Here is a 245-nt window from a genome sequence, read left to right as displayed (position 1 = left end):
GGCCAGAACCATATGCACGATGTTCTCCGACAGCTCGTGATCTCCGCCGGAAATGAAAATCTTGTTGCCCTTGAGCCGGTAGCTGCCGTCACCGGCAGGTTCGGCGCGGGTGCGGATATCGGCCAGCGACGAGCCAGCGTGGGGTTCGGTCAGGGCCATGGTGCCGAAGTAGCGGCCTTCGATCATCGGCTGCAGAAACAGGCGTTTCTGTTCATCGCTGCCGAAGCTCTCGATCAGGTTGGCCG

Annotated in this window: 1 pseudogene; it reads right to left on the bottom strand. The window is 61.2% G+C overall.

Annotation, left to right across the window (positions count from 1 at the left end):
• Positions 1-245: pseudogene (locus tag FQ664_RS26675) on the bottom strand (acyl-CoA dehydrogenase family protein); the annotation flags it as partial.

It is taken from the genome of Pseudomonas persica, from assembly GCF_900291015.1.
Taxonomy (GTDB): domain Bacteria; phylum Pseudomonadota; class Gammaproteobacteria; order Pseudomonadales; family Pseudomonadaceae; genus Aquipseudomonas.
The sequence above is the reverse complement of the archived record's forward strand: the minus strand, read 5'-3'. Positions and strand labels throughout refer to the sequence as shown.